This window comes from Kitasatospora sp. NPDC087861 (assembly GCF_044742585.1).
Taxonomy (GTDB): Bacteria; Actinomycetota; Actinomycetes; order Streptomycetales; family Streptomycetaceae; genus Kitasatospora.
The window spans coordinates 36,608-59,949 of the sequence record NZ_JBIUUS010000042.1 but is presented as its reverse complement, the minus strand read 5'-3'; the positions used below and the strand labels follow the sequence as shown (position 1 = coordinate 59,949).

Below are 23,342 nucleotides of genomic sequence, written 5' to 3'. Positions count from 1 at the left end.
TCCAAATCGCGCTCGACCTACTCGCCTGGATGCCCATGCTCTCCCTGACCGGCGACGCCCGCCGGTGGGAGCCCAAACGCCTGCGGCTGCGGCTGTTCTCCGCCGCCGCCCAACTCGTCACCACCGGCCGCCGCCGCTACCTCCACCTGGCCCGCCACTGGCCCTGGACCGACCTGATCACCAACGCGTTCGCACGCCTACAAGCCCTACCGAACCCCGGCTGACCGGCGACATCGCCCCATCCCGACGAGCACTCGACCACCTCCGGAGTCGTGGAACCTGGCGCCCACCCGACGCGACAGTCGGGCCCTCGGTATTTCTACCCGCCGAAAACCCAGCCCGGACAAGCAGAAACGGCCCGCCAGCCGAGCTGACGAGCCGTCATGCAAGATCGAGGCTAATGCCAATACCAGTGACTTAAGGGTCTCTGCTGGTAGGCTGCCTGTCCAGGAGGTGCCCGTATGCCACGCCCTGGGCAGGTCAAGCCGTCGACGGACGAGCGGCTGTCGGATCGGATCGCGATCGGACTGCTGACGCGGACGTTCCCGCCGGAGCTGGTGGACCGGATCGTGGAGGAGTGTGGCCGGACCGGTCAGCGCCAGCGGCTGCTGCCGCCACGGGTGGTCGTCTATTTCGTGCTGGCGATGTGCCTGTTCTCCGGGCAGGGGTATGAGGAGGTCGCGCGGCTGCTGACCGAGGGGCTGGCCTGGGCGAGGCGCTGGTCCGGGTCGTGGCAGGTTCCGACGACCGCGGCGATCTCCCGAGCCCGGGTCAAGCTCGGGCCCGAGGTCCTCAAGGTGCTGTTCGAACAGACCGCCGGCCCTGTCGCGACTGAGGCAACTCCCGGTGCGTGGTACGGGCGTTGGCGCCTGATGGCCATCGACGGGACGACGTTCGACGTGCCGGACAGCGAGGAGAACGACGCACGGTTCGGCCGTCCCAAGACCCATCGCGGCGAGCGGTCCGCGTTCCCGCAGGTGCGGGTGGTGGCGCTGGCGGAGTGCGGCACCCACGCGATCACCCACGCGACCCTGGGCCCGTTCACCACCGCCGAGTCCGTGCTCGCGCGAGAGCTGTTCGACGCTCTGGGGCCCGACGACCTGCTGATGGCCGACCGGGGCTTCGCCGGCCTGGAGCAGTGGCGGGCCGCGTCGGCCGGCGGAGCGGACCTGCTCTGGCGTATCAAGTCCAACGCGGTCCTGCCCGTGCGGCAGGAGCTTCCCGACGGCTCCTACCTGTCCGACATCGCCGCCGCCGGGGACCGCAAGCGCGCCGACGCGGCCGTCGTGCGGGTCATCGAGTACACCCTGGACGACCCCGGCCGCCCGCAGCACACCGCCCCCTACCGGCTGATCACCACCATCCTCGACCACGAGTCCGCACCCGCAACAGAGTTGGCGGTCCGCTACAACGAGCGCTGGGAGATCGAGACCGCGCTGGACGAGCTGAAGACGCACCAGCGCGGCCCCGCCCAGGTTCTGCGCTCCCGCTCACCCGAAGGCGTCGAGCAGGAGGTCTGGGGCCACATGCTCGTCCACCACGCGATCCGCCAGCTCATGCACACCGCCGCCCAGGACATCGGCGAGGACCCCGACCGGCTCTCCTTCACCCGCACCCTCCGCCTCGCACGACGCCAAGTCGCCGCGCAGGCGGCCTTTTCCCCCTGACCGCCTAGCCGCAGCCCTAACCGACGGGCTGCGCGAGATAGCCCGCCACCGCCTGCCCACCCGCCGCAGACGGTCCAACGCCCGCGTCGTCAAACGCAAGATGTCCAACTTCGGCGTCAAACGGGCCGACCACACACTCTGGCCGCAACCCACCCGAGACCCGGTCGAAGCAGTCACCATCGCGCCGCACCACAAGACCGCCCCGATCAACCCACCCGTCACGGTCAGGCGACCCTGGGACTACTAAGTCACTGGTATTGAGGCTAATGCGCGTTAAGCTGCAACAGCACCTGCCGAGCTAAAACAGGCGCACTGTTCTCTAAATACGGACCGCCAATAGCTTGCCCCCTGGACTGAGTCCCATTTCTTGCAGGCTGCGCCTGCCCTTGCAATTCCCACCCTGGTCCCGCCCGCCGATTCCTGCGAGGCTCTGACCGGTTGACAAATCTCGAAGAACCCACTGCCGTCCGTAAGAATGAGAATCTACGTGGTCGCGAATCATGAGATAGATCGCATCAAGGAGATTCGAGTGAGTGGCTATATCCACCGGGAACTTAAGAATCCTGCCACCCAGACTTGGATCAATTCCGCCAAGGTCCACTGCTACAGAGCGCCTATCAAGGTTCTCGCGAGCAGCGCGAACAGCCTCATCGATTACAACCTTGGCGTCTGATCGAGACCCAGGTGGGAGCCTAGGGATCACAACCTCCTCAATCGCCTTCCGCACGGCAGCCTCAACGTTATCCCGGCCTCCGATAGCAGCTGATGAAAGTGCCGCTACATAGGTCTCGATCTCGGGAGGATTCGAGTAGTCCTTCGGCGCATAGAACACAAACGGCTTAGTCAGAAGAACGCGGAAGAATGCGATGGCAATAGCAGATGGAAACAGAACCGAGAAGAGAGCAAAAGCTCCCTGAACCCATCCGGTAGCCTGAGTTGAAGCCACTCCTACGGTAACCTCTGCCAAACCTAGAAACAATGAAATGATCCACAGCGGATTCAGGACTCGTTGCCCCGCTTCACTCGGCGAAGAGTCCGCGCCCTCAGCCACCCCAAGCCCCCTCGAAACCACGTCACACCTGCACTCACGCGACGCGCTCGCGTTAGCGTGCGCGTCGCAAGCTACGTCTCTCCCCTGCTCTCCCCCGACCTAGGAACGCCGAACCCCTCTGCCCGGTCAGGCAGAGGGGTCCTGGTCTCCCACGCTCCCGAGATCAGTTCAGTGCAGGCGGGCCATGTAGATCTGAGATCAGGCTGCGGCGGTAACCGAGGCCTGGACGGCGGCCGGCTCGTCGAGGAGGTCGGCGCTCGGGTTGTTGTATGCCTCGCGGTCGAGGATGCCCTCGCGGGCGGCGACGACGATCGGCGTTACAACTTGACCGGCCACGTTGGTCGCGGTGCGCATCATGTCGAGGATCGGGTCGATGGCGAGCAGCAGGCCGACGCCCTCCAGGGGCAGGCCCAGGGTGGAGAGGGTGAGCGTCAGCATGATGATCGCGCCGGTGAGGCCCGCGGTGGCGGCCGAGCCGACGACCGAGACGAAGGCGATCAGCAGGTAGTCCCGGATGCCGAGGTCGATGTTGTAGACCTGGGCGACGAAGATCGCGGCGATCGCCGGGTAGATCGAGGCGCAGCCGTCCATCTTGGTGGTGGCGCCGAACGGGACGGAGAAGGACGCGTACTCGCTGGGGACCCCGAGGCGCTCGGTGACGCGACGGGTGACCGGCAGGGTGCCGACCGAGGAGCGCGAGACGAAGGCCAGCTGGATGGCGGGCCAGGCGCCCTTGAAGAAGTTCACCGGGTTGAGGCCGGCGGCGAACTTGAGCAGCAGCGAGTAGACCACGAACAGGACCAGCGCGCAGCCGACGTAGATGTCGAGGGTCAGCGTGGCGAAGGGCTTGAGCAGGTCCCAGCCGTACTTGGCGACGGACTTGCCGATCAGGCCGAGGGTGCCGAGCGGGGAGAGCCGGATGACCCACCACAGGGCGGTCTGGGTCAGCTCCAGGACGGACTCGCTGAGCTTGAGCACCGGCTCGGCCTTGCTGCCGAGCTTGATGATCGCCGCGCCGACCACGACCGCCATGAAGACGATCTGCAGCACGTTCACCTTGGCGAAGGCGTCGACGATGTTGGTCGGGAAGATCCCGGTCAGGAAGTCGATCCAGGTGCCCTTGGAGTCGAGCGCCTTGAGTCCCTCGGTCTTGAGGTTGGTGCCCTGGCCGGGGTTGGTCAGCAGGCCGAGGCCCAGGCCGACGGCGACCGCGATCAGCGAGGTGACCATGAACCAGAGCAGCGTGCGGGTGGCCAGGCGGGCCGCGTTGGTGACGTTGCGCAGGTTGGCGACGCTCACCACGATCGCGGTGAACACCAGCGGCGGGACGGCCAGCTTGAGCAGCTGGACGAAGATCTTGCCGATGGTCTCCAGGGTGGTGGCCAGCCAGGAGATGTCGGCGGCGCGGGCCAGGTAGCCGAGGCCGACGCCGAGCAGCAGACCGGCGACGATCTGGACCCAGAACGGGGTCTTGCGGATTCTCGCGAGCACGGACGGCGACGGGGTCGCCTCGGGCGCTGTGGACATGACGGTGCGGCTCCGGGGGAGGGTGGTGCTGACGGTGGGGTGTGGCGGAGGAGGCGGCACGGCGCGCGGGCCGGGCGGGGAGGTCCCGGCCCCCGGTCAGGGGCGTGCCGCCGGGATACAGCTCATGGCGCGACAACGGCGCGGGCTGTCCACAGCACCGGTCAGAGCGCACGGGCGGGCGGCGCCGGGCAGCGAGCCCTGGCCGTGCTTCCGCGATGCGTCTGAGGTGGTCATGGCCGACACATTAGCAGCAAAGGTTTGAGATGTTCAAAGTAGTTGTTTGAGGTTGAGGCTAGATCCGGACACGAACGAAGCTGACGCACCATCAGTTCACTCCGATCGGCCCGATTGACCGCTCAACGGTTATACGTATAACTTGGGCGTCGTCCCCGCCCCCGCCTGCCCAGACCGGAGACGACGCCGATGGGCTATCTCGCCCTGCTCCGCGCCCCCCACGTCAGCCGCCTGCTCCTCGGCACCCTGCTCGGCCGCCTGCCCGCCGGCATGACCGCCCTGGTGATCGCCCTCGCCCTGCGCGAGGCCGGCACGCCGTACGGGCGGATCGGGCTGGCCACCGCCGCGTACGCGATCGCCGCCGCCGTCGGCGGGCCGGTGCTCGGGCGGATCGTGGACCGCACCGGGCAGCCGCGCGTCCTGCTCGCCTCCGCCGTGCTGGCCGGCGGCGGGTACGCGCTGCTCGCCCTCGCCCCCGGCTCCGCGCTCGCCGCCCCGCTCGGCGCCGCGATCGCCGGGCTCGCCATGCCCCCGCTCGAACCCTGCCTGCGCTCGCTCTGGCCGGAGGTGGTGGAGGAGGAGCAGCTCGACACCGCCTACGCCTTCGACTCCGCATCCCAGCAGATCCTCTACGTCGCCGGGCCGCTGGCCGTGGCCGGGATCGCGGGCCTGTTCAGCCCGGTCGCCGCGCTCTGGGTGGCCGCCGGGCTGGGGCTGGCCGGCGCACTGATCGTCGCCACCACCGCCCCGGCCCGGGCCTGGCGCGCCCCGGCCCGGGCGCACTCCGCCGGACTGCTCGGACCGCTGCGCTCCCCCGGCCTGGTGCTGCTGCTGGTCGGGCTGGCCGGGGCCGGCTGGGCGGTCGGCGCGCAGAACGTGCTGTTCATCGCCTACGCCGAGCGCCACGCCGGCGCCCTGCCGGGCGGCGCGGGCACCCTGCTGGCGCTGGCGGCGCTCGGCGGCCTGCTCGGCGCGCTCGCCTACGGTGCGGTGAAGTGGCGCAGCAGTACGGCCACCCGCACCTGGGTGATGGCGCTCGCGATGGCCGCCTCCTACCTGCCGCTGGTGCTGCTGCCCGGGCCGTACCCGATGGCCGCGCTGGCCTTCCTGTCCGGGATCGTGCTGGCGCCGCTGCTGGCGGCGGCGTTCGTGCTGGTCGCCGAGCTGGCGCCGACCGGGACGGTGACCGAGGCGTTCGCCTGGCTGGTGACGCTGTTCGCGACCGGCAACTCGCTCGGCTACGCGGTCTCCGGCAACCTCGCCGAGGACTCGCTGCGACCGGTGGCGCTGTGCGCGGCGGGCGGGATCGCGCTCGGCGGCCTGCTGCTGTTCGGCGCCCGGCGCTGGTTCCGGGCGGCGCCGCTCGCGCCGATGGCGCAGCCGGTCCCGGTGGGCTGAGGCCCCCACGGACGACCGCGCCCACCGGGGTCTGGCCGGTGGGCGCGGTCTTTTCGCGTTCCCCTGCTCCTCCGAGGCTCCGGCTACTCGCGCCACTCCTGCCACGGCGGCGCCCCGGCCGCCGGCGCCGTGGAGGAGCGCAGCACCAGCGAGGTGGCCAGCGGCGGGACCGGCGACACCCGCTCCCCGCGCAGCAGGCCCGCCAGGGCCGCCGCGCCGGCCCGGCCCAGCTCCTCGCCGGGCAGGTCGACGGTGGTCAGCGGCGGGGCCAGCAGCGCCGCCACCGGGACGTTGTCCATGCCGACCACCGACAGGTCGGCCGGCACCCGCAACCCCAGCTCGGCGGCGGCCTGGTAGACCCCGGAGGCGACCACGTCGTCGTCGCAGATCACCGCGCGCGGGTGGTCCGCACGCTCCAGCAGGCGGTGTGCCACGCTCCGCGCGGCCGGCTGGCCCTCGTTCAGGCTGACGCCCAACTCCACGACGTCCAGGCCGAGTTCGGCGGCAGCCTGCTCGAACGCGGCCTGCCGGACCCGGAACGTGTACGCGGAGTGGGTGGAGCGCAGCCGCCCGATCCGGCGGTGGCCGAGGCCGGCCAGGTGCTCGACGGCGGCGCGCATCCCGCCCGCCACGTCGAGCTCGACGGTCGGCCGGGCCCGGTCGGTGCCCGGGTCGGCGTCCAGGAAGACGGCGGGGGTGTCGGCGGGCAGCTCGCCGAGCTGGCTGTCGTCCGGGGAGCAGATCAGCAGGCCGTCGAAACGGCTGGTGGTGGCGGCCTCGGCGAGGGTGGCACTGCCCCAGCCGGAGCTGACCACGACCGCCAGGCCGTGCCGGCCGGCCTCCTCGTGGACGCCCTCCAGCACCCGGCCGAAGAACGGGCCGAGGATGTTCGGCACCGCCAGCAGGATCATCCCGCTGCGGCCGAGCCGCAGTTGCCGGCCGGCCGCCTGCGGGCGGTAGCCGAGGCTGCGGGCGGCCTCCCGGACCCGTTCCCGGGTGGCGCCGGAGACCCGGCGGCCGGCCTCGGCGCCGGAGAAGACCAGCGAGACGGTGGCCTGGGAGACCCCGGCGAGCCTGGCCACGTCCCGGCCGGTGGGCCGGCGGACCGGAGCCGGCCAGGTGCCGGCCTCGCGCTCGGCGGGCGCCTCGGGCGACTCGGGCGCCTCAGGCGCCTCAGGCGCCTCAGGCGACGGGCCGGACGGCCCAGGCGACCCGGGCGCTCCGTAACCGGAGGCCGAAGCGACGGAGTCGGAGTCGGAGTCGGCGGATGCGGGCACGGCGGCTGCGGTCGCGGGTCCGGCCGGGGTCAGCTCTGCCCGGCGGCGGCTGTCCGGACGGCCTCGTCGACGGCGTCCTCCTCGGCGTTCTGCGCGGCGATCCGCTCGGCGGTACGGCTGCGCAGGCCGGAGACCTTGGTAGTGATCTGGGCGGACATCTCGTCGCGCTGCCGGCTCAGCAGCACGTAGCTGAGCGGCGCGGAGGCGATCGCGGCCAGCAGGAACAGGAAGATGACGCCGACCTGGCCGCTGACCGGGATGATCCCGAAGTGCCCGAGCAGCAGGGCGACCAGCAGGCAGCCGAGGAAGATGCTGACCCGCAGGGAGGTGTAGCGAAGCGTGGCGTGCGACTTCTCCGGGCCGGTGCTGCTCACGGGGACACGTCCTTCTCACTGGTCTGGGTGGGGGCCGGTCTCCCAGTGAAGCATGCCTGACGGGCGGCGTGGGGAAGGGGGCGCCAGTCCCCCGCCCACCGCCGCCCACCCGGTGTCCGGATCAACGCAGGTCTGGGGCTCGTCTGACGATTCCCGCCGCGCGACGCGCATGGTCAGACGAGCCCCCGCCACATGGTGATGTCGTCGCGGTCGTCCCCGGGCGCCACCCGGATCGCGGCCGGCACCCGGCCGACCTCCCGGTAGCCGCAGCGGGTGTAGAAGCGCTCCAGGCCCTGGCCGCCGCGCGCCGTCAGCCGCAGGCCCTCCAGCCCCCACTCCCGGGCGATCCGCTCGGCCTCGGCGAGCAGCCGGACGCCGTAGCCCCGGCCCTGGCAGTCGGGGTGCACCATGACCCGCTTGAGCATCCGCCAGTGCTCCATGAGGTCGAAGCGCATCGACTCGAAGAAGAGCACGCCGACCAGTCGGCCGGTCTCGCTCTCGTGGGCGACCAGCAGCCGGTCCGGACCGTCCGGGTGGACCCCGGCGAACTGGTGGTCGGCGGTGTCCCAGACCTCGTCCTCGGTGACCGGCGCCACGAAGCCGACCGCGCCGCCGGCGTTGGTGACGTCGACCCACAGCCGGACGACGGCGGTGCGCAGGTCGGGGTCGGGCTTCGGGTCGAGGGTGAAGGTGAGCGCCATGGTTGCGGAGCCTAGCTTTCCGCTACGACACCGGGGCGTCCGGTCCGGCACCCGGTCCGGCACCCGGTCCGCCGACGGGCCTGCCACCCCGGCCGCCGGCTGACCGAGCACCCCGGCCGCCGGCTGACCTACGACAGCGCCGGGACCGCCCGGTCCGTCCGCCCGGTGCGCAGCGCCAGGCAGAGCCCGACCGCGATCGCGCACAGCGCGCCGGCGCCGTACCAGGTGAGGTCGTAGTTCCCGAGCGCGTCACGGGCCAGGCCCGCCAGCCCGGCGACGACGGCCGCGCCGATCTGGTGGCTGGCCAGCACCCAGCCGAAGACGATCGGGGCGTCCTCGCCGAAGTGCCGGCGGCACAGCGCGACGGTCGGCGGCACGGTGGCCACCCAGTCCAGGCCGTAGAAGACGACGAAGGCCAGGATCGGCGGCTCCAGCGAGCCGGCGAGCAGCTGCGGCAGCAGGAGCAGCGAGAGTCCGCGCAGCCCGTAGTAGACGACCAGCAGGAGCCGGGAGTCGACCCGGTCGGTGAGCCAGCCGCTGAAGATGGTGCCGGCCACGTCGAACAGGCCGATCAGGGCGAGCAGGCCGGCCGCCGTGGTCACCGGCATGCCGTGGTCGTGCGCGGCCGGGATGAAGTGGGTGCCGACCAGGCCTGCCGTGGTGGCGCCGCAGATCGCGAAGGAGCCGGCCAGCAGCCAGAACGCCCGGCTGCGGGCGGCGTCCCGCAGCACCCGCAGCGAGCGGGCCAGCGCGCGGGTGTCGGCGGCGGGGGCCGGTGGCTCCTCGGTCGCGCCGTACGGGAACAGGCCGAGGTCGGCGGGCCGTTCGCGCATCAGCAGCAGGACCGGGACGGCGACCGCGCTGGCCGCGAGCGAGACCACGACCACCGCCGAGCGCCAGCCGTGGTGCTCGACCAGCCAGGCGCCGACCGGCAGGAAGACCAGGTTTCCCGCCGCCCCGGCGGCCGTCAGCACGCCGGTGACCAGGCCCTGGCGGGCCTGGAACCAGCGGCCGGTGATGGTGGTGGCGAAGGCGCCGGCCATCGAGCCGCTGCCCAGGCCCACCAACACGCCCCAGCAGAGCACCAGTTGCCAGGGCTCGCGCATCAGCATGGTGAGCCCGGAGCCGACCGAGATGGTCAGCAGCGCGCAGACCACCACCAGGCGCACGCCGAAACGGTCCATCAGGGCGGCGGCGAAGGGGGCGGTGAGGCCGTAGAGGGTCAGGTTGACGGAGGTGGCGCTGGATATCGTCCCGAGCGACCAGCCGAACTCGTTGTGCAGGGCGTCCATCATCAGGCTGGGCGTGGACCGGAAGCCGGCCGAGCCGAGCAGGACCAGCAGCGAGACGCCGGCCACCACCCAGGCGTAGTGCACCCGGGGGCGCCTGGCGGGGGCGGGTCCGTCGGACGTGGGTGTGGGGGCGAGGGCGTTGCGTTCGGTCACACGGACGAGTGTCCCGGGGCGCCGGAACCGCGACGAGTGGCCTGAATGACAGCTTTCGCAAGAATCGGGCCAAGGCCCGGCGTACCCTGGCCCGGACCGCCAACGGCACCGGAGGGGAACGTCATGGCACACCTGGTCGCGGTACTCGCCCTCGACGGCGTGATCGCCTTCGAACTCGGCATCCCCGCCCGCATCTTCGGCGGCGCCAAGGACCCGGCCGGTCGGCCGCTCTACGAGGTCGCCACCTGCACGCTGGACGGCCGGCCGATCGCCACCAGCGCCGACTTCCGGATCGCCGTCGACCACGGCCCCGAACTCCTGGAGCGGGCCGACACGGTGGTGATCCCGGCCTCCGCCGACTCCAGCCCGGCCACCGTCGACGCCTCCTTCACCCCCGACCTGGCCGCCGCGCTGGCCCGGATCCGGCCCGGCACCCGGCTGATGTCGATCTGCACCGGCTCCTTCCTGCTGGCCGCCGCCGGGCTGCTGGACGGCCGCCCGGCCACCACCCACTGGCGCTACACCCGGCGCTTCGCCGAGCTGTACCCGAAGGTGCGCCTCGACCCCGACGTGCTCTACACCGACGACGGCGACGTCCTCACCTCCGGCGGGGTGGCCGCCGGGGTGGACCTGTGCCTGCACGTGGTCCGCCGCGACCACGGCAGCGCGGTGGCCAACGCGGTGGCCCGCAACTGCCTGGTGCCGCCGTGGCGCGAGGGCGGACAGAAGCAGTACGTCGAGGCCCCGAGCCCGGTGGACCCGAGCGGCCCCGGCACCGCCGCCGTCCGCGCCTGGGCGCTGGAACGCCTGGACCAGCCGCTGGCGCTGCGCCAACTCGCCGACCGGGCGGGCATGAGCGTGCGGACCTTCACCCGGCGCTTCCGCGAGGAGACCGGGGCCAGCCCCGGCCAGTGGCTCACCGTGCAGCGCACCGAGCGGGCCCGCCAGTTGCTGGAGCGCACCGACCTGACGATCGACCAGGTGGCCCGGGAGTCCGGATTCGGCACCGCCGCCTCGCTCCGGCTCCAGCTGCGCGGCCGACTGGACATCGCCCCCAGCGCCTACCGGCGCACCTTCCGCGCGGTTCCCGGGTGACGTCCGGACGACTCCCGAGTGGCTCCCGAGCGGTTCCCCGGCGGTTCCGGACGACTCCCGGGCGAACTCCCGGCGATCCTCGGCCAGGTGGCCGGAAAGTGCCGCAGTACGGCGGCGGATCGGATGGCGGCGAGCCGCGTGCACCCCGAGCACGGCGCGGCAGGCCGCCATCCAATCGCGACGCACGGGCCCTGAACCCGCGCCGCGCACTCCGTACTCGCCAAGGAGCGCCCGCAACCGGCGTCCACGGCCCCCCTGCTGACGCGGTCCCCCTGGACAACAGCACCGCGGCGGCGTTCGGGCGTCCCCTCGGCGTCCCCTCACAACGGAGAGCCGCACCCAAGCGTGATCAGTCGGATACGTCACGTCAATGGGTAGTCCGAAATTCGGAATGGTTGCGTCAACTTTCGGCCGGTGATCTCCGCCGACGATCTCCACCATCGATCCCCACCATCGATCACCGGCGGAATCAGCCGGGATCAGCCGGGCCCGTCCGGGACCGGCCGCAGGAGCAGCCCCGGACCCGCCGCTACTGCGCCAGCGCCGCCCAGTCCACGCCCGCCAGCGGCTCCGCCGACCGGGCCTCGGCCCCGATCTCGCACCACACCCGCTTGCCCGAGCCGTCCGGGTACCAGCCCCAGCGCTCGCAGAGCAGCTCGACCAACTCCAGGCCGCGCCCGTTGGTCGCGTCCTCGTCCGCCCCGGCGTGCCGCGGGGCGGGGGCCGCCTGACTCGCGTCGGCGACCTCCACCCGCAACGGGCCCGGCGGCTCACCGGCCGCCGGGTCCTCATCCACCGGCAGGCAGAGCCGCAGCACGGCCGGACACCCGGTGTGCACCACGGCGTTGGTCACCAGCTCGGAGACCACCAGCACCACCGTCTCGGCGACCGGCGCGTCCGGGTCCACCCCGTGGTTCAGCAGCCGCGAGAGCACCCACCGGCGGGCCCGGCCGACCTCTGCGGGGTCAGCCTGCACCGCCAGCTGTACCTGAAGAACCTGCACCGCTCCACCACCCGCACTCGCAGTTCGGCCATCGTCCCGATCGGGCCGGATCGTCCAGCCGGCGGGCGCTCGCACGTCGCCCGGTGCCACCCGAGCCCTCACCCGGGCTCCCGAGCGGCGCTCACCCGGCCTGTCCCGCCCGAGCCGACTCGTCCGTCGCACCCTGGCCTCGACTCGAATACGCCTCAGGATGAGTGGGCGGACGGGCCGCAGCAAGCGCTTCGGGCATATTCCAGCGATCGGGGGACAGGGCAGTGCATACTGTCCCGCTCACTCTCGCGAGCCTCGTACCGGCACTCGTCCGGCCCGGGCCGACCGGCCGGTCCCGCCGTGGCGAACCTACCGCCGGACGCCCCGGAGGCCCGGCCCGCCACTCGCGAACCACCCGTGCGACATATGTCCAACGGACTTCGAACATCATCATCGACGGACCGTCCCACGAGCGGACCGTCCCACCGACGGACCGTCGAACCGGTCGAACCATGTGACGATCCGCAAGCCCGGGTTCCGTTCTTCGGGGAATCGTCCCACCGCCGCGCGGCCGCAAGATACCGTTGGGTACGCCAGCGAACCCGGGCAGGAGGGTGGTTCCCGATGGCCACCCCCGACGGCGCGCCGCGCTGGGACGAACAGCTCCAACGCCGCCTCGCCCGCGGCGAGGAGACCGCGCTCGGCGAACTCTACGACCAGCTCGCGCCGATGGTGCACGGCCTGGCCGGGCGGATACTCGCCGACCAGGCCGCCGCCGCCCAGCTCACCCGGGAGATATTCGCCCACGTCTGGGAGCACCCCGAGGACTTCGACCCCGCCCAGGGCTCGCTGCGCTCCTGGCTCGGCGCGCTCACCCACCGCCGCGCGGTCGAGCGGCTGCGGGTGCGGCGGGCCGCCGAGCGGGCACCGAGCAGCGGCCCGAGCGGCGGCCCGAGCAGCGGCCTCGGCGTCGGCCTGGGCGGAGGACGGGACGGCGGCGAGGGCGCGGCCGAGGCGGAGATCCGCGCCGTGGCCACCGCCGCGCGCATGCAGTACGTGGTCGACTCCCTGCCCCAACCCCTGCGTGAGACCATCGCGGTGACGTACTACGACGGCCGCACCTACCAGGAGACGGCCCGGCTGCTCGGCATCAGCGAGCAGGCCGCCAAGCAGCGGATGCGGCTCGGCCTGGAACTGCTGGCCACCGAACTGGCCGACGAGCGCGCCCGACACGACGATCGGCACGACGACCCGCACGACGAGCGGCACGACGACCCGCACGGCAATCGGCACGACGACGGGGACGGGGGCACGTGAGCACCACCGAGGAGCGGCACGACGCCCTGCGCTCCCTGCTCGGCGCCTGGGCCCTCGGCGCCTGCCCGAGCCGCGAGGCCGCCGAACTCGAACGGCACCTGCGCGCCTGCCCGGAGTGCGCCGAGGAGGCCGCCCGGCTGCGCGAGGCGGCCGGCTGGCTCGCCCTGGACGAGCCGCTCGACCAGCCCGGCTCGCTGCGCCAGCAGGTGCTCGACTGGTGCCTGGCCCGCCGCCCGGCCGAACTGCCCGTCCCCGCCTGGGGCGTGCCGTACACCGCGGAGACCGCCAAGCTCGACGCGCTGCTGCGCGACCTCGGCCCGGAGGAGTGGCAGGAGGTGGCCGACCTGCCGTGGCACGGCGGCACCGGGCACCTGCGCCCGGCCGAGGTGCTGTGCCATCTCGCCGCCGTGGACGGCTACCTGGCGCTCGCCCTCGGCCTGCCCGACCCGGTGCCGACCGGCCCGGGCGCCACGCCCGCCCCGGCCGAGCGGCGGGTGCCGCCGCAGGAGCCGGCCGCGCACCCACCGACGCCCCGGGTCCCGCCGCAGGGCGGACCGTACGCCGGGATCACCGCGCGCACCGCCCGGCTGACCGCCGACCAGGCCGACCTCCCACCGCAGTCGGTCCGCGCCCGGTGGCGGCGGCAGACCCACGACCTGGTACGCAGCGCCGCGCTCGCCCCGCAGGGCAACACCCCCGTCGACTACGGCTTCGCCGTGCTGCCGCTGCGCGACGCCTTCGTGGACCGCGCCTTCGAGTGCTACGTGCACGGCGAGGACGTGGCCCGCGCGGTCGCCTACCCGTACTCCCCGCCGGCGCCGCAGCACCTGCGGCAGATGGTGGACCTGGCGGTCCGGATGCTTCCGCGGGCACTGGCCGAGCTGCGCGCCGCCCGCGCCGCCGCCGCGCCGGCCCTCCCGCCCGGTGCGGGGCAGGGCGGCCGACGGCTGCGGCTGGTGATCGACGGCCCGGCGAGCGGCGAGTGGCTGATACCGCTGGACGGGCCGGAGTCGGGGCCGTCCGGCGGCGAGCCGGTGGCCTCGATGGTGCTGGACGGCCTGGAGCTCTGCCAGTTGGCCGCCGCGCACCGCGACCCGGACCGGCTGCCGGTCGGCGAGCACGGCGACCGGGCCGCGATCCGCGAGGTGCTGCACGCCCTGCCGCTGCTCTCGCGGCCTTAGGGCCGGTCCAGGCCCTAAGGCTTGCGCACCCTCGGGACCTACCCGAAGACCACCGTGCGGGTGCCGTTCAGCAGCACCCGGTGCTCGCTGTGCCACTTCACCGCGCGGGCCAGCGCCTGGCACTCGACGTCCCGGCCGAGCGCGACCAGCTGGTCCGGGGTGATGTCGTGGGTCACCCGGGCCACCTCCTGCTCGATGATCGGGCCCTCGTCGAGGTCGGCGGTGACGTAGTGCGCGGTGGCGCCGATCAGCTTCACACCCCGGGCGTGCGCCTGGTGGTAGGGCTTGGCGCCCTTGAAGCTCGGCAGGAAGGAGTGGTGGATGTTGATCACCCGGCCGGACAGCGCGGTGCACAGCTGGTCCGAGAGCACCTGCATGTAGCGGGCCAGCACGACCAGTTCGACGTTCTCCTTGGCGACCAGGTCCAGCAGCTGCTGCTCGGCGTCGGCCTTGGTGTCCCGGGTGACCGGGATGTGGTGGAACGGGACGCCGTAGCTCTCGGCCAGGTCGCGCAGGTCGGTGTGGTTGGACACCACCGCGGCGATCTCCACCGGCAGGGCGCCGATCCGGGTGCGGTAGAGCAGGTCGTTCAGGCAGTGCCCGAACTTGCTGACCATGAGGACGATCCGCATCCGCTGCTCGGTCGGGTGGATCTGCCAGTCCATCCCGAACGAGGCGCCGACCGCGGCGAAACTGGCCCGCAGCTTGTCGGCGGTGACCGGCTCGGTGGCGGAGAAGTGCACCCGCATGAAGAACAGCCCGCTGTCGCCGTCCCCGAACTGCTGGCTGTCGATGATGTTGCAGCCGGTCATGAAGAGGTAGCTGGAGACGGCGTGGACGATGCCCTGCTTGTCGGGGCAGGACAGCGTGAGGACGTACTGGGCGCTGGCCGGCTGCTGGTCCACTGGGGGTATCCCGTCCTGAGGTCGTGGCGTTTCTGGGTGGTCCAGCGTGTCACATCCTGGACGGTCGCCGCCCCGCTGCCCGTACTGCGGGACGGCGCCGCTCAGCACTGTGACCAGGCGCCCGACCGACCGACCGACCGTCCGGCCGACCGACCGGGCGCCCCGGCTCAGACCTGGGTGAGGATGCGCAGCACGTCCAGCGACTTGGGCGCCGCGTCCGGGTCGTCCCCGTCGTTCACCGCCAGCGCGACGTGCGCCTCGCGCGTGGCCCGGACCGCCTCCGGCCACCCGGGGTGGCCGAGGTAGGCGGAGGCCGGGGCGTCCGCGCCGACCTCGTGCAGCAGCTGGACGACCCGCAGCACCGCCACGTCGACCAGGGCGGCCTCGGCGGAGTCGCGGAAGATCGTGCCCACGTACTTCTCGGCGGACCAGCGGTCCAGCCAGGTGTCCTCGACCAGCCGGTAGACGGCGTCGGTGACGTCGCCGTACCCCTCCCGGCCGATCAGCCAGGTCTCCTGCTGGAAGCCGGGGTCGGACAGCATGTGCAGCGCCGAGCGCAGTCGGGCTCGCCAGCGCCACCAGGGCAGGTCGTTGAGCGGCATGCCGCCCATGGTGCTGGAGCGGTGGCCCGGACGAGAAGGGTTTCGGGCAGACCGGTGCGAAGAATCTGTGCTGGCGGACATGAAGAACGATCGTACGTTCCCCGTCCGTTCGTGCTCCACTCCCGATCTACACGCGTACCGCCCCGGATTTCGGCTCGCATTTTCCGACCGTTCACACTTCGGCCCTCTCGACGTGTGACACCGGGGCTTGGCTTGCTCCGGTGCGCCGGATGGCGCCCCAGAGAGGGAAGACCGATGACCCGCCGAAGGGACTCGCTCCAGGCCCGGCACCAGCTCGCGCGGCGACGCCGCCCGATCGCCGCGGCCGCCACCGCCGCGGCCCTGCTCCCCACCCTCTTCTCGGCCTCCGCGTGCGGCGGACCGGCCGATGCCTCCACCAACGGCGGCGACCTCACCGTGATGACCTGGGCCCCGTCCGGTACCGGCTCCGCCGACCGGCCCGGCATGACCGCGCTCGCCGAGGCGATCGGCAGGGACGCCAACCTCAAGGGCGGACTGAACGGCCGCCGGCTGAACGTCCTCACCTGCAACGAGCACAACACCGCCGAGGGCGCCAAGACCTGCGCCCAGCAGGCGGTGGACGCCAAGGCGGTCGCCGTGATCGGCTCCTACAGCCAGTACGGCGACGACTTCATGCCGGTCCTGGAGCGCGCCGGCATCCCCCTGATCGGCGGCTACGGGCTCTCCCAGCCGGAGTTCAGCAGCCCGCTGTCGTACCCGGTGGACGGCGGCATGCCCGCGCTGATCGGCGGCAGCGGCCGCCAGCTGGTCGAGGCCGGCTGCAAGGCCGTCGCACTGGTCCGCCCGGACACCCCGGCCGGCGACAACCTGCTCGGGTACCTGGCCAACGCGCTCAAGCCGGCCGGGATCAAGCTGCTCGACGTCAAGGCGCCCGAGCAGTCCTCCGACTACACGGCGGTGGCCCGCAAGGCGATCGGCAAGGACGAGTCGGCGAACTGCCTCACCAGCGCCCTCGCCGCCGAGCCGACCGGCAACCTGCTGGACTCCTACCGCCGGCTGAACCCGAAGAACACCCGGATCGCCTCGGTGATCGGCAGCGTGCAGCAGTCGGTGGTCGACTCCACCGGCGGCGACTCCGGCCCGCTGGCCGGCGCCTACGTCACCAGCTGGTACCCGCCGGAGTCGGCCAAGGTCTGGGACGGGCTGCGCGCCGTGGCCCACTCCGACGCCGCCGGCGGCCGGAGCATCGACGTCTCCGACCCCGGTGTGCAGACCACCTGGGTCGCGTACGAGGTGTTCCGCCAGGCCGCCGAGAAGGTGGCGGCGGCCGGTCGGCCGGTCACCGCGAAGACCGTCACCGGGCTGCTGGACAGCGGCGAGGGCATCGACGTCGGCCTCACCCCGCCGCTGAGCTGGGGCACCACCAACATGCTGCCCAGCACCGAGTCCCCGCGACTGGTGAACACCTGGGTCACCTACCAGGTGGTCAAGGGCGGCCGGCTGGCCCTGCAGCAGCCGGGCTTCGTGGACGTCCGCTGGGTGCTCACCGGGAGCCGCCCGCCGGCGTGACCGCACGGACCCGGCGAAGGGGCGGGCCAGGTGCCCGCCCCTTCGCCTTCCTAGAGGTCGCCGTCGCTGCGGTTGGGCAGGCCGGTCTGGGCGGCGATCGCGTTCCAGAGGGTGGCGGCCTGCTTCTTCGCGGTGGTCGCCGTGCCGCTGGCCTGGACGGCGTTCTTGTAGTGCTGGTTGTCCAGCTTCTTCGGGTCGCAGGCGCCCGGGGCCTGGGAGTCCGAGGCCCAGGCCGCGTACTCGTCGTCGGCCTGCGCGGAGGCGGTCCACGCCGCGTTGAGCTGCTCGACCAGCTGCGGGCCGCCGGGCAGCTTGTCCGTCTTCAGCTGGCCGAGCTTGGCCTGCAGTTCGCGCCGCTTGCCGGCCGCGCCGGTGAGCGCCTGCTGCGACTCGGGCAGCTTGTCGCACTTCTGCACCGAGGAGACCGCGCCGACCACCGCCGAGCGGCTGTCGCTCGCGGTGCCGATCAGGTCCGACAGCGGCTGGGCCTGGGCCTTGACCGCCGGGTCGACGGCGGCCGCCGAGCCGCTCGCGCTCGCCGTGCCGGTGCCGGTGGCGGCGGCGCTGCCGGTGGCGGCCACCGGGGAGGTCTTCCGGTCGGCGCCGGAGGTGGTGTCGTCCCCGTTCATCAGGACCGCGACCAGGATGCCGGCCGCCGCGACGCCGGCCACCACGCCGCCGATGACCAGCTTGTTGGAGGGACGGCCGCCGCGGACGCGCTCCGGCGCGGTCACCTGGGTGTTGTCGAAGCCCTGGCCGTAGCTCTGGCCGTAGTCCTGGCCGGGCTGGCCGGGGTTCTGCCCGTAGTCCTGGCCGGGGTAGGCCGGCTGCGGCTGCGCGGCCTGCGGGTAGCCCTGGTAGCCGGCCTGGCCGGGCTGCTGCGGGTACCCGGGCCGGGCCTGGGCCGCGGGGTAGCCGCCCGTGTGCGGGTCCCCGGCCGGGTACGGCGGCAGGTGCTGCGTCTCCGGGGCCGGGTCGTGCTGCGGGACGCCGTAGCCGGGCTGCGGCGCGCCGGCCCACGGGGCGGGCTGGGCCGGCATGGCCTGGGTCGGCAGCGCGTGCCCGCCCTCGCCGAGGTACTCCGGCTGCCCGGACGGCTGTCCCACCGGCGGCACGGCCGCCTGGCCCTGCTGGTGGCCCGGCGCGCCCTGGGGCTGGCCGGGCTCGGGGCGGAACAGGTCGTCCAGGTTGAAGTCACCCGAGTTGGGATACGAGCGGCGCTGGCTCAACGCGATTCCTCACCTGTGCACGACCGCGCGCTGACGGCGGACCACATCTCGTCGTTTCTTGGGAGCATCACAGTTCCTTGGACGTCGCGCCCACGCTACCGGTTCACCGAACCGGGTGACCACGTGGGCGGGACAACATCCCTCACGCTCCCCTCACACCGCCCTGCCGGGGCTCAGGCTGCCTCCGCATCCGCCCTGGCGTGGAACTCGCGGACCACCCGCTGCTCCCGGTACGGCTCCAGCCGGCGCCGGAACTCGTCCAGGTACTCCACGCCGCGGTTGGACCGCAGCCCGCTCAGCAGCCGGACCGCCTGCGCGCCCGTCTCACAGGCGCGTTCGAGGTCCCGCTGTTGCAGCTGGGCGGTGGCGAGCAGGACGAGGTCCACCGCGCGGCGGCGGACCCGGGTCGGCGGGTGCAGGTCGAGCGCCCGGCGGGCGTAGTGCTCGGCCTGGCCGGCCTGTTCCAGGTCGCGGTGACAGTGGGCCAGCTCGTCCGCCAGGTAGGCGTCGTCGAAGTGGACGATCCAGTCCGGGTCGTCCTCCGGGTGGCGCTTCTCCATCATCTCCAGCGCCTTGGCCGCCACCGCCTCGCAGGAGCGGGCGTCCCCGAGCAGGGCGTGTCCGCGGGCCTCGGCGGCGTAGAACATCGCCATCGCCGTCGGGGTGGCGACCGTCCGGGCGCCCTCCTGCGCGGCGCGGGCGAGCTGGGCGATCTCCCGCGGATTGCCGAGCGTCGCCGCCAGGTGGCTCATCGAGGCCGCCAGCACGTAGCCGCCGTAGCCGCGGTCGTCGGCGGCCTGGGCGAGCCGGAGCGCCTGGATGTAGTAACGCTGGGCCAGACCGGGTTGGCCGGTGTCCACCGCCATGTAGCCGGCCAGTTCGGTCAACCTGGCCACCGCGGCGAAGAGTTGGCGCCCGGTCTCCTCCCGGTACGCCCCGCCGAGCAGGCTGGAGACCACCGAGTTGAGGTAGTGCACGACCACCGGGCGCACGTGCCCGCTGCCGAAGCGGTGGTCCAGGTCCACCAGCATCGTGGTGGTGGCCTTGATCGCGGCCACGTCGGTCGGGCCGACCCGGGGGCCGCCGGCGCGTGCCACCACCGGGTCGGGCGGGGTGATCAGCCAGTCCCGGCTGGGCTCCACCAGCGCCGAGGCCGCGACCGTGGCCCCGGTCAGGAAGTCCCGCCGGCCGACGTCGCTGCGCCAGAGCTCGCAGACCTGCTCCAGGGCGGCGTTCAGGGTCGGCGCGAACTGCAGCCCGATGCCGGAGCTGAGGTTCTTGCCGTCGGCCATGCCGATCTCCTCGACCGACACGCTGCGGCCGAGCTTGCGGCCGAGGGCCTCGGCGATCACGGCCGGCGCTTGTCCGCGCGGCTGCTGACCGCGCAGCCAGCGGGCGACGGAGGTCTTGTCGTACCGCAGGTCCAGACCGTGCTCGGCGCCGCAGAGGTTGACCCTCCGGGCCAGGCCCGCGTTGGAGCAGCTGGCCTCCTGGATCAGTTGCTGCAGACGCTCGTTGGGCTGTCGTGCGACGAGTGGTCTCGCGGCCATTGGGCTTCGCCTCCCCACACCCTCCGGTCCCGGCCGGCGGGCGACGATTCTGCTGATCTGTTGCCGACTGTCCGACCGTCCAAGGAATCTGACACCAGGTTAGCGATCAGCAACGCCAGCGGGATACCCACGGTGACGAACCGCACCCCCCACGCGCCCTGGGAAATGCTCCCGTGCGCCCCCACTGCGCCTGCCTCCACCCGCCTCAACTCGCTTGAGTAACCGGATCGGGTGACATTGCCGGAATGCGTCCAACCGGCCCCCGCCGGGCCGTAACCAGCCTCACACACGGTAGTTGAGCAGCGCGTGGAAGACATCCCCGACTCCCCCGACCAGGGCAAGAACGCCGGACTGCCCCCGCTGCTCATCGAAGCCGTCGGCTACGCCGAGGACCGCCACTGGGAGGTCGCTCCCGGTGCCTGGCTGATCGACGGCGACGGGCCCGCCCGCTGCTCCTGCGGCGACCCGCGCTGCCTGCTGCCGGGGGCCCACCCGCTCGACGCGGACTGGGCCCGCAAGGCGAGCGCCGGGCCGGGGGCGGTACGGCGCTGGTGGACCGAGCGGCCGCAGGCCTCGATCCTGCTGCCCACCGGCCGGTCCTTCGACGTCCTGGACGTCCCGGAGACGGCCGGATGCCTGGCGCTGGCCCGGATGGAGCGGATGGACCTCCAGCTGGGCCCGGTCGCGGTGCTGCCCGCCTCGCCCGGGCGGGTCGGCCGGCGGCTGCACTTCCTGGTGCTGCCCGGGGTGGCGGCCAAGCTGCCGGAGATGCTCCGCAAGCTCGGCTGGCCGCCCGGCCGGCTGGACCTGGTCGCCCGCGGCGAGGGGGACTGGACGGTCGCCCCGCCGTCCCGGATCGGCGGCACCGGCTACGCCCAGTGGGCCCGCTCCCCCTCGGCGCTCAACCGCTGGCTGCCCGACGCCGCCGAGCTGATCAGCCCGCTCGCCTACGCGTGCGGACGCGAGGCGCCCGCCGCCGTCCGCCCCGAGCCCGCGCAGCCGGCGGCGGTGCGCTGAACGGACGCGGCGACGATTCACCGCCCCGCGCAAGACCGCCCTGGACCGATCGGGTGAGGGCGCACGGCGCGCGACACCCCTGCGCGCGACTGACGGGCCTTGTCTCCCACCGGAGACGGGGCCCGTCACACGCATGTGCGGATAAGGCCTCGGTCTACCCGCTGATCATGGGCGAAAGCCCCCCGGACGAGTGACAACGCTCAAGGATTGCCATGATCGGCCGAGGGGAGGAATTGCGGTGCGAGGGGACGCCGGAGGGAGCGCTCGGACGGGGAAGCCGGGCGAGGCGGTGGAGGGGACCGGGAGGGAGCGGAGGGGAACGGGAGGGACGGGAGGGACGGGAGGGAACGGGGAGGGTACGGGGAGGCGAAAGGGCCCGCTGCACGGGAAGCAGCGGGCCCTTCTCGTCGTTCCGGGGAGGCCCCGGTGGCCGCCCGCTCAGGCCTGGGCGACGAAGACGTGCTGGGCGATGTCCTTGCCCAGCTCCGCCGCGTTCTCCCCGGTGCCGACCAGCACGCCGCCGACGCCGACGCCGGCGCTCACCTGCACGGTGGAGCCCGGCCGGATCCCGGCCCGGCGCAGCGTGCGCATCAGCTCGCCGTCGGTCTGGATCGGCTCGCCGATCCGGCGGACCACCACGCTGGCGCCGCCGTCGCCCGGCCTGACGGTGTCCAGCGGGACGAGCGCGGCGTCGAAGCCCTCGCCCTCCGCCTTGGCGTCGCCCAGCTCGTCCAGGCCCGGGATCGGGTTGCCGTACGGGGACTGGGTCGGGTGGCCGAGCATGGCGAGCACCTTGCGCTCGACCGTCTCGCTCATCACGTGCTCCCAGCGGCAGGCCTCCTCGTGGACCTGCTCCCACTCCAGGCCGATCACGTCGACCAGCAGGCACTCGGCGATGCGGTGCTTGCGCATGACGCGCACCGCCAGCCGGCGCCCGTCGTCGGTGAGTTCGAGGTGGCGGTCCCCCGCGACCTGCAACAGCCCGTCGCGCTCCATCCGGCCGACCGTCTGGCTGACCGTGGGGCCGCTCTGCTCCAGTCGCTCGGCGATCCGGGCGCGCATCGGGACGATGCCTTCCTCCTCCAGCTCCAGGATGGTGCGAAGGTACATCTCAGTGGTGTCGATCAGCCCAGACATCGCCGCTGGCTCCGTTCTTCGGTGTCCTCACCGCCAATTCTGACGTACTGCGCGGACAACCGGGCCCGCGCAGGGGCCCGGGGGACCGGTTTTCGTTCCTGTTGACAGCGGTGCCGCCGGGGCGCCACCGTGCTCGCCGTAGCTTTCTCCACTGGCGGTCTGGACCACCCGGACCACCCCACCCGGCCGGCTCCCCCACCGGCAGAGAGCGAAGGCAACAGATGAACGACCTGGTCGGCCGGTACTTCGACGCCGCGATCGCCCACCTCCAGCGGGTCCGGGAGGAGGAGGCCGACACCATCGAGGCCGCTGCGGCGCTGCTCGCCGAGGCGATCACCGAGGGACGCCGGGTGTTCACCTTCGGTGCCGGACACTCCGCGCTGCCGGCCCAGGACGTGGTCTACCGGGCCGGCGGGTTGGTCCCGATGAACCTGCTGAACGTCCCCGGGATGGCCGGGGTGACGGTGATGCCCGCGCCGCTGGCCAGCGCGCTGGAGCGGGTCTCCGGCCTGGCCACCACCACCCTGGACCTGACCCCGGCCACCGCCGGGGACCTGCTGTTCCTGATCTCGCTGTCCGGCCGTCAGGTCATGCCGGTCGAGCTGGCCCGGTACGCCCGGGACCGCGGCCTGAAGGTGATCGGCGTGACCTCGCTCGCCTACCCGGGCGAGGTGCCCTCGGCGCACCCGTCCGGCACGTACCTGAAGGACCACTGCGACGTGGTGCTGGACAGCAAGATCGCGGTCGGGGACGGCGAGCTGACCCACCCGGCCGCCGAGACCACCTTCGGCCCGGTCTCCACCATCGTGACCAGCGCGCTGATGCAGGCCGTGGTCGCCTCGGCGGTCGGCCGGCTGGCCGACGCGGCGGCCGCCGGCACCGCCGCGGCCCCGCCGCTGTTCCGCTCCGGCAACGTCCCCGGCGGCACCGAGTGGAACGCCAAGCAGATGGCCGACAACGCCGACCGGATCCTCTACACCTACTGAAGCCCCCGGGTGCCACGCACGGTGCCGGACCACCCACCGAACGTACCCGGCCCGGACAATCCACCGGGGCATCCCGGCCATTGCGGGCGGCCCCGGGGCGGGCCAGGCGTACCGGGAAGCCGCCC

The 23,342-nt window shown here is 72.9% G+C and carries 21 protein-coding genes; 9 read left to right on the top strand and 12 right to left on the bottom strand.

Features of this window, described 5'->3' with window-relative positions:
- A partial coding sequence (locus ACIOJE_RS35815) for a transposase (protein ID WP_400782209.1) occupies window positions 1-224 on the top strand: 224 nt, incomplete at its 5' end.
- Between the two features lie 237 nt (window positions 225-461).
- Window positions 462-1,667, top strand: a complete 1,206-nt coding sequence (locus ACIOJE_RS35810; protein WP_280681867.1) for an IS4 family transposase — start codon at window positions 462-464, stop codon at window positions 1,665-1,667.
- 319 nt (window positions 1,668-1,986) lie between these two features.
- Here ACIOJE_RS35810 and ACIOJE_RS35805 read toward each other — a convergent pair whose 3' ends face one another.
- Both ACIOJE_RS35805 and ACIOJE_RS35800 read right to left on the bottom strand, forming a co-directional pair.
- Window positions 1,987-2,718 carry a hypothetical protein gene (locus ACIOJE_RS35805; RefSeq protein WP_400782207.1) on the bottom strand — a complete coding sequence of 244 codons (732 nt, stop codon included), beginning with the start codon at window positions 2,716-2,718 and terminating at the stop codon, window positions 1,987-1,989.
- 198 nt (window positions 2,719-2,916) lie between these two features.
- The gene (locus ACIOJE_RS35800) at window positions 2,917-4,245 is read right to left on the bottom strand and encodes a dicarboxylate/amino acid:cation symporter (protein ID WP_400782204.1); all 1,329 of its coding nucleotides are present in this window, start codon (window positions 4,243-4,245) and stop codon (window positions 2,917-2,919) included.
- Between the two features lie 423 nt (window positions 4,246-4,668).
- Between ACIOJE_RS35800 and ACIOJE_RS35795 the strand changes: the two genes are divergently transcribed.
- A complete protein-coding gene (locus ACIOJE_RS35795; RefSeq protein WP_280678642.1) occupies window positions 4,669-5,877 on the top strand; it encodes an MFS transporter in 1,209 nt (402 codons plus the stop codon).
- An 83-nt stretch (window positions 5,878-5,960) separates the two neighbouring features.
- On the opposite strand, the gene ACIOJE_RS35790 is transcribed toward ACIOJE_RS35795, so the two are convergent.
- The 4 genes from ACIOJE_RS35790 to ACIOJE_RS35775 form a co-directional block, all read right to left on the bottom strand.
- A complete protein-coding gene (locus ACIOJE_RS35790; RefSeq protein WP_400782200.1) occupies window positions 5,961-6,959 on the bottom strand; it encodes a LacI family DNA-binding transcriptional regulator in 999 nt (332 codons plus the stop codon).
- 224 nt (window positions 6,960-7,183) lie between these two features.
- Entirely contained in the window at window positions 7,184-7,528 is a 345-nt protein-coding gene (locus ACIOJE_RS35785) for a DUF4229 domain-containing protein (protein ID WP_280678645.1), read from the bottom strand.
- Window positions 7,529-7,701: 173 nt separating this feature from the next.
- Window positions 7,702-8,229, bottom strand: a complete 528-nt coding sequence (locus tag ACIOJE_RS35780; protein ID WP_400782197.1) for a GNAT family N-acetyltransferase — start codon at window positions 8,227-8,229, stop codon at window positions 7,702-7,704.
- Window positions 8,230-8,357: 128 nt separating this feature from the next.
- On the bottom strand, window positions 8,358-9,674 hold the full coding sequence (locus ACIOJE_RS35775) for an MFS transporter (RefSeq protein ID WP_400782194.1): 1,317 nt from the start codon (window positions 9,672-9,674) through the stop codon (window positions 8,358-8,360).
- A 123-nt stretch (window positions 9,675-9,797) separates the two neighbouring features.
- Here ACIOJE_RS35775 and ACIOJE_RS35770 point away from each other — a divergent pair, with 123 nt between their 5' ends.
- The gene (locus ACIOJE_RS35770) at window positions 9,798-10,769 is read left to right on the top strand and encodes a GlxA family transcriptional regulator (RefSeq protein ID WP_400782191.1); all 972 of its coding nucleotides are present in this window, start codon (window positions 9,798-9,800) and stop codon (window positions 10,767-10,769) included.
- 529 nt (window positions 10,770-11,298) lie between these two features.
- On the opposite strand, the gene ACIOJE_RS35765 is transcribed toward ACIOJE_RS35770, so the two are convergent.
- Window positions 11,299-11,772, bottom strand: a complete 474-nt coding sequence (locus ACIOJE_RS35765) for an ATP-binding protein (protein ID WP_280678652.1) — start codon at window positions 11,770-11,772, stop codon at window positions 11,299-11,301.
- 594 nt (window positions 11,773-12,366) lie between these two features.
- On the opposite strand from ACIOJE_RS35765, the gene ACIOJE_RS35760 reads away from it, so the two are divergent.
- Both ACIOJE_RS35760 and ACIOJE_RS35755 read left to right on the top strand, forming a co-directional pair.
- Window positions 12,367-13,059 carry a sigma-70 family RNA polymerase sigma factor gene (locus ACIOJE_RS35760; RefSeq protein ID WP_400782188.1) on the top strand — a complete coding sequence of 231 codons (693 nt, stop codon included), beginning with the start codon at window positions 12,367-12,369 and terminating at the stop codon, window positions 13,057-13,059.
- A complete protein-coding gene (locus ACIOJE_RS35755) occupies window positions 13,056-14,240 on the top strand; it encodes a zf-HC2 domain-containing protein (RefSeq protein ID WP_400782185.1) in 1,185 nt (394 codons plus the stop codon). Before ACIOJE_RS35760 ends, ACIOJE_RS35755 begins: the two co-directional genes overlap by 4 nt.
- A 38-nt stretch (window positions 14,241-14,278) precedes the next feature.
- On the opposite strand, the gene purU is transcribed toward ACIOJE_RS35755, so the two are convergent.
- On the bottom strand, window positions 14,279-15,145 hold the full coding sequence (gene purU, locus ACIOJE_RS35750) for a formyltetrahydrofolate deformylase (RefSeq protein WP_400782182.1): 867 nt from the start codon (window positions 15,143-15,145) through the stop codon (window positions 14,279-14,281).
- A gap of 167 nt (window positions 15,146-15,312) precedes the next feature.
- A complete protein-coding gene (locus ACIOJE_RS35745) occupies window positions 15,313-15,828 on the bottom strand; it encodes a hypothetical protein (RefSeq protein ID WP_280678660.1) in 516 nt (171 codons plus the stop codon).
- Between the two features lie 174 nt (window positions 15,829-16,002).
- Here ACIOJE_RS35745 and ACIOJE_RS35740 point away from each other — a divergent pair, with 174 nt between their 5' ends.
- Entirely contained in the window at window positions 16,003-17,298 is a 1,296-nt protein-coding gene (locus ACIOJE_RS35740) for an ABC transporter substrate-binding protein (RefSeq protein ID WP_400782179.1), read from the top strand.
- 50 nt (window positions 17,299-17,348) lie between these two features.
- Here ACIOJE_RS35740 and ACIOJE_RS35735 read toward each other — a convergent pair whose 3' ends face one another.
- Both ACIOJE_RS35735 and ACIOJE_RS35730 read right to left on the bottom strand, forming a co-directional pair.
- Window positions 17,349-18,527, bottom strand: a complete 1,179-nt coding sequence (locus ACIOJE_RS35735) for a hypothetical protein (protein WP_400782176.1) — start codon at window positions 18,525-18,527, stop codon at window positions 17,349-17,351.
- A 173-nt stretch (window positions 18,528-18,700) separates the two neighbouring features.
- The gene (locus tag ACIOJE_RS35730; RefSeq protein ID WP_280678665.1) at window positions 18,701-20,077 is read right to left on the bottom strand and encodes a transcriptional regulator; all 1,377 of its coding nucleotides are present in this window, start codon (window positions 20,075-20,077) and stop codon (window positions 18,701-18,703) included.
- A 306-nt stretch (window positions 20,078-20,383) separates the two neighbouring features.
- Between ACIOJE_RS35730 and ACIOJE_RS35725 the strand changes: the two genes are divergently transcribed.
- The gene (locus ACIOJE_RS35725) at window positions 20,384-21,094 is read left to right on the top strand and encodes a bifunctional DNA primase/polymerase (RefSeq protein ID WP_400782173.1); all 711 of its coding nucleotides are present in this window, start codon (window positions 20,384-20,386) and stop codon (window positions 21,092-21,094) included.
- 438 nt (window positions 21,095-21,532) lie between these two features.
- On the opposite strand, the gene ACIOJE_RS35720 is transcribed toward ACIOJE_RS35725, so the two are convergent.
- Window positions 21,533-22,231 (bottom strand): metal-dependent transcriptional regulator, encoded by a 699-nt coding sequence (locus tag ACIOJE_RS35720; RefSeq protein ID WP_280678670.1) that lies wholly within the window; start codon window positions 22,229-22,231, stop codon window positions 21,533-21,535.
- Window positions 22,232-22,452: 221 nt separating this feature from the next.
- Here ACIOJE_RS35720 and ACIOJE_RS35715 point away from each other — a divergent pair, with 221 nt between their 5' ends.
- Window positions 22,453-23,217 (top strand): SIS domain-containing protein, encoded by a 765-nt coding sequence (locus ACIOJE_RS35715; RefSeq protein ID WP_280678672.1) that lies wholly within the window; start codon window positions 22,453-22,455, stop codon window positions 23,215-23,217.
- The last annotated feature ends 125 nt before the right edge of the window (window positions 23,218-23,342 follow it).